Consider the following 4,517-nt stretch of genomic DNA (forward strand, 5'->3'; position numbering starts at 1 on the left):
CATGATGAACACGCGCTGTACGTAGAGTTTCAGGCCGTGCTTGCTGTCGCGGTTGAACATGTCAAACGGCGCGCGTGATGGCAGATACAGCAAGCTGGTGTATTCCTGCTTACCTTCCACGCGGTTGTGGCTCCAGATCGCCGGATCGCTGAAATCATGGGCGATATGTTTGTAAAACTCGTTGTACTCGTCGTCGCTGATCTCGGACTTGTTACGCGTCCACAGCGCCTGAGCTTTGTTGATCTTTTCCCAGGTGGTGGTGTCGCTCTCTTCGTCTTTGCTTTCAATCTCCACCGGCAGCGCGATGTGATCGGAGTATTTGCTGATTACGTTACGTACGCGCCACGCATCGAGGAAATCGTCTTCGCCTTCACGGAAGTGCAGCGTGATTTCGGTACCGCGATCGGCTTTCTCAATCTCCGCCAGCGTATATTCGCCTTCACCGGCAGATTCCCAGAACACCGCTTCATCGGCTTTAGCGCCGGCGGCGCGGGTGCGCACGGTGACTTTGTCCGCCACGATGAACGCCGAGTAGAAGCCCACGCCGAACTGGCCGATCAGCTGGCTGTCTTTCGCCTGGTCGGAGCCCATGGATTCGAGGAAGGATTTGGTACCGGATTTCGCGATGGTGCCGAGGTTCTCAATCACCTCATCACGGCGCATACCGATGCCGTTATCGCTGAGCGTCAGCGTGCGATTTTCCGGATTGACCGAGATACGTACGCGCAGGTCGCCGTCGCCTTCATACAGATCGGGCGTCGACAGCGCGCGGAAGCGCAGTTTGTCGGCGGCATCTGAAGCGTTGGAAATCAGCTCGCGCAGGAAAATCTCTTTATTTGAATAGAGCGAATGGATCATCAGGTGCAGAAGTTGTTTTACCTCTGACTGGAAGCCACGCGTCTCTTGTCCTTTCATGGTCATTGCTACCTCAACTGAATCGGGGTTGATGATACGTTGAGAGAGAAATGGGGATGAAGGGCGGGATTTCAAGCCGATGTCTGCGAAGACATCGGCAAGTGATTAGAAATTAATCTTGTGGCGTCCGGCGAGCGAGTGCGACAGCGTGGTGCCATCGACCATTTCCAGCTCACCGCCAACCGGCACACCGTGTGCGATGCGGCTGGCATCAACGCCATATTGTCCGCACAGCTCGGCGATGTAGTTGGCCGTGGCTTCTCCTTCCACCGTGGGATTGGTGGCGAGGATCACTTCGGTTAAAGTTTCGCGCTCGAGACGCTGCTCCAGCCGATCCAGGCCGATATCCTGTGGACCAATGCCATCCAGCGGTGACAAGTGGCCCATCAGCACAAAGTAGCGGCCGCCAAACTGGCCGGTCTGCTCAATGGCGTGGATATCTGCCGGGCTTTCCACCACGCAAATCTGGCCGTTTTGCTGACGACGCGGATTGGCGCAGATGGTGCAGATTTCCTGCTCGGTGAAGGTACGGCAATCAGCACAGTGGCCGATTTCCGACATGGCGCGGGTCAACGCCTGCGCCAGACGCATGCCACCGCTACGATCGCGCTGCAACAGCTGAAAAGCCATGCGCTGCGCCGACTTCGGGCCAACGCCCGGCAGGCAGCGCAACGACTCCATCAAAGATTCAAGCAGTGGACTGGTTTGCATCAGAACGGCATCTTGAAGCCAGGTGGCAGCTGCATACCTGAAGAAACTGCAGCCATCTTCTCTTTCTGCGTCTCGTCAATACGGCGTGCCGCATCGTTGAAGGCCGCGGCGATCAGATCTTCCAGCATGTCTTTGTCATCTTCCAGCAAGCTTGGATCGACTTCGACACGACGGCAGTTGTGCGCACCGTTGATGGTTACTTTAACCAAGCCAGCGCCTGATTCACCGGTCACTTCGATCGCGGCGATCTCTTCCTGAACTTTGGCCATTTTGTCTTGCATCTGCTGGGCCTGTTTCATCAGGTTGCCCAATCCGCCTTTACCAAACATAGTTTTCTCTCTCTGCTGGGGCTGCGCGCAGTTGACGCGCGGCAGCATGTTCACACCGGTCGAATACTCTCTTCATCCAAATCGGCATCGAAGAATCGACGCAATGTCTGAATATGGGTATCGTTTTCGATCGACTGCCGCGCCTGCGACAGCTTCTCTTCATAAATGGCCTGACGCCACTCCAGTGGCGTCAATACCGTAGGATTATCGTCTTCAATAATGGTCAATTCAACCGGCTGACCGGCAGACTGACTCAGCGCGTCCGCCAGCGCTTGCTTTGCCGACGCAGAATTCAGATGGCGCTGACTGCTGCGCAGATGCAGCGTAATGCCATTTTCGCCGACCTCTTTCCACGCGTTGAGCGCCACTTGCTGCACCAGTTTCGGCAGCGTCAGTGCGGCGATTTCTGCGGCCCATGCATCGCGCTGCTGGGCTTCTTCCGCCAGACGCAGCGCCAGCTCTGGCGTTTTCTCATGCTCCAGAGCCGAACGCAAGGCTTTTGGCGTCGCCACCGGCTCCGCTTTAACCTCAACCGGCAGCTGCGTTTTCCAGCGATAGGCTTCCGGTTTGGCCGGGGCTTTTACCGTGGGTTCAGACGCACGTTGTTGCACACGTTCAGTGACGCTAGCGAGACGTTCCAGCGCCGGATTCGCCGGCCGCGCGGAACGCGCTGCCGGCTCACTCTTTTTTGCTTTGCCGGCTCCCTGACGCAGCAACTGCGTTCGCGCCTGTAACAACTGGCTGGTGGAGTCGGGTAACGGATCGGGCGCAGGCTGCATGTCTGGATAATCATCCGACATTGGCGGCGCGTCATGGTTCGGCGGTGCCATCTGCGGCTGCGCAGCCGGAGCGGGCACGGCTTTTGGTGCGGCTTGCGGCGCCGCAACCTGCGGAGCAGCTTGTGGCGTCAAGGTCGGACGCGCCACCGGCTCGGCAATCGTTGCCTGCGGATGGAAGGCCAGCGCGCGCAGCAGCGTCATCTCCACGCCTAAGCGCCGATCCGGTGCCAGCGGCAGATCTTTACGTCCCATCAACAGCGTTTGGTAATAGAGCTGTACATCAGCCGGTGGCAGCACGCGCGCTAACTCGCGCAGGCGATCGGCCTGGCTAAGATCGTCCTCGCTGAGCGAGCTCGGTAACAGCTGCACCATCGCAATGCGGTGCAGCAAACGCAGCATCTCAACCAGCAGCGCTTCCCACTCAACCCCGCGCGATGCGGCCTGATTCAGCAGCGCCATCACCTGTTCGCCCTGGCCATCTACCAGCGCTTCAATCAGCGCCAGCGGCTGTTCGTCGTCGAGTGTGCCGAGCATTTGTGCCACGGTGTCACGCGTTACGCTGCCCTGCCCCATGGCAATCGCCTGGTCGGTCAGGCTCAGCGCATCGCGCATACTGCCGTCAGCGGCGCGCGCCAGCAGATGCAGCGCGCGCGGTTCGGCAGCAATCTGCTCATGCTGCAACACATGCGCCAGCTGCTGCTGGATTTGCTCAACGTCGAGCGCTTTAAGATGGAATTGCAGGCAACGTGACAGAATCGTCACCGGCAGCTTCTGCGGATCGGTGGTCGCCAGCAGGAATTTAACGTGTGATGGCGGCTCTTCCAGCGTTTTTAGCAGCGCGTTGAAGCTGTGACGCGACAGCATGTGCACTTCATCGATCAGGTAGACCTTGAAGCGACCGCGCGCCGGCGCGTACTGCACGTTATCAAGCAGATCGCGCGTATCTTCAACTTTGGTGCGTGAGGCGGCATCGATCTCAATCAGATCGACAAAACGGCCCTGCTCGATTTCGCGGCAGTTGTCGCATTGTCCGCACGGCGTTGACGTGATGCCGGTTTCACAGTTAAGGCCCTTCGCCAGCAGACGGGCGATCGAGGTTTTCCCGACGCCGCGAGTACCAGAAAAGAGATAAGCATGATGGATTCGTCCCAGTGACAACCCGTTAGCCAGCGCAGTCAGCACATGTTCCTGACCGACTACGTCAGCGAAGGCCTGGGGACGCCATTTTCGCGCAAGTACCTGATAGCTCATGTGGATTCAATCACTGGAATTTAGGGAGAAGGGAGAAAATGCAGCTTCGCAAACCCTGTTTATTTTGGCAGTAGTTTAACAGCCACCAGCGGATCAGCAACCACTAACTTTGCAGAGGTGGCGCCCCGCCGTGCAGCGGAGCGCGCAGGCCTTAGTGGCCGGGGAAATTCACCAGGCTGAAGCACTCGACGCCCATGGCGGTCAGGCGCGCTTCGCCAGTCAGGTCAAACAGATTAATCACGAATGCGGCGTCTTTCACTTCACCACCGGCGCGGCGGATCAGTTTCACCGTTGCTTCCAGCGTGCCGCCGGTTGCCAGCAGATCGTCCACCACCAGCACCACATCGCCTGGCTTAATGGCATCTTTGTGCAGTTCCAGCGCATCGGTACCGTATTCCAGCTCATAGCTTTCGCTGAAGGTTTCACGCGGCAGTTTGCCTGGCTTACGCACCGGCACAAATCCCACGCCTAAACCCAGCGCCACCGGCGCGCCAAACAGGAAGCCACGCGCTTCCGTTCCCACCACCTTGGT

The 4,517-nt window shown here is 58.3% G+C and carries 5 protein-coding genes and 1 other annotated feature; all 5 genes read right to left on the minus strand.

The window, feature by feature from the left end:
- Positions 1-921: molecular chaperone HtpG (htpG, locus tag RTY00_RS20315; protein WP_312665839.1), on the minus strand; the 921-nt coding region annotated here is incomplete at its 3' end.
- Positions 922-1,020: 99 nt separating this feature from the next.
- Positions 1,021-1,626, minus strand: coding sequence for a recombination mediator RecR (gene recR, locus RTY00_RS20320; RefSeq protein WP_008103873.1), 606 nt, complete (start codon positions 1,624-1,626; stop codon positions 1,021-1,023).
- Positions 1,626-1,955 carry a YbaB/EbfC family nucleoid-associated protein gene (locus RTY00_RS20325; RefSeq protein WP_008103874.1) on the minus strand — a complete coding sequence of 110 codons (330 nt, stop codon included), beginning with the start codon at positions 1,953-1,955 and terminating at the stop codon, positions 1,626-1,628. Before RTY00_RS20325 ends, recR begins: the two co-directional genes overlap by 1 nt.
- 50 nt (positions 1,956-2,005) lie before the next feature.
- Positions 2,006-3,985 (minus strand): DNA polymerase III subunit gamma/tau, encoded by a 1,980-nt coding sequence (dnaX, locus tag RTY00_RS20330; protein WP_312665841.1) that lies wholly within the window; start codon positions 3,983-3,985, stop codon positions 2,006-2,008.
- Positions 2,603-2,664, minus strand: a sequence feature (DnaX frameshifting element). Its footprint overlaps the gene before it by 62 nt.
- A 151-nt stretch (positions 3,986-4,136) precedes the next feature.
- The coding region (locus RTY00_RS20335) for an adenine phosphoribosyltransferase (RefSeq protein WP_312665843.1) at positions 4,137-4,517 on the minus strand (381 nt) is incomplete at its 5' end.

This window comes from Pantoea sp. CTOTU49201 (genome assembly GCF_032054795.1).
Taxonomy (GTDB): domain Bacteria; phylum Pseudomonadota; class Gammaproteobacteria; order Enterobacterales; family Enterobacteriaceae; genus Pantoea; species Pantoea symbiotica.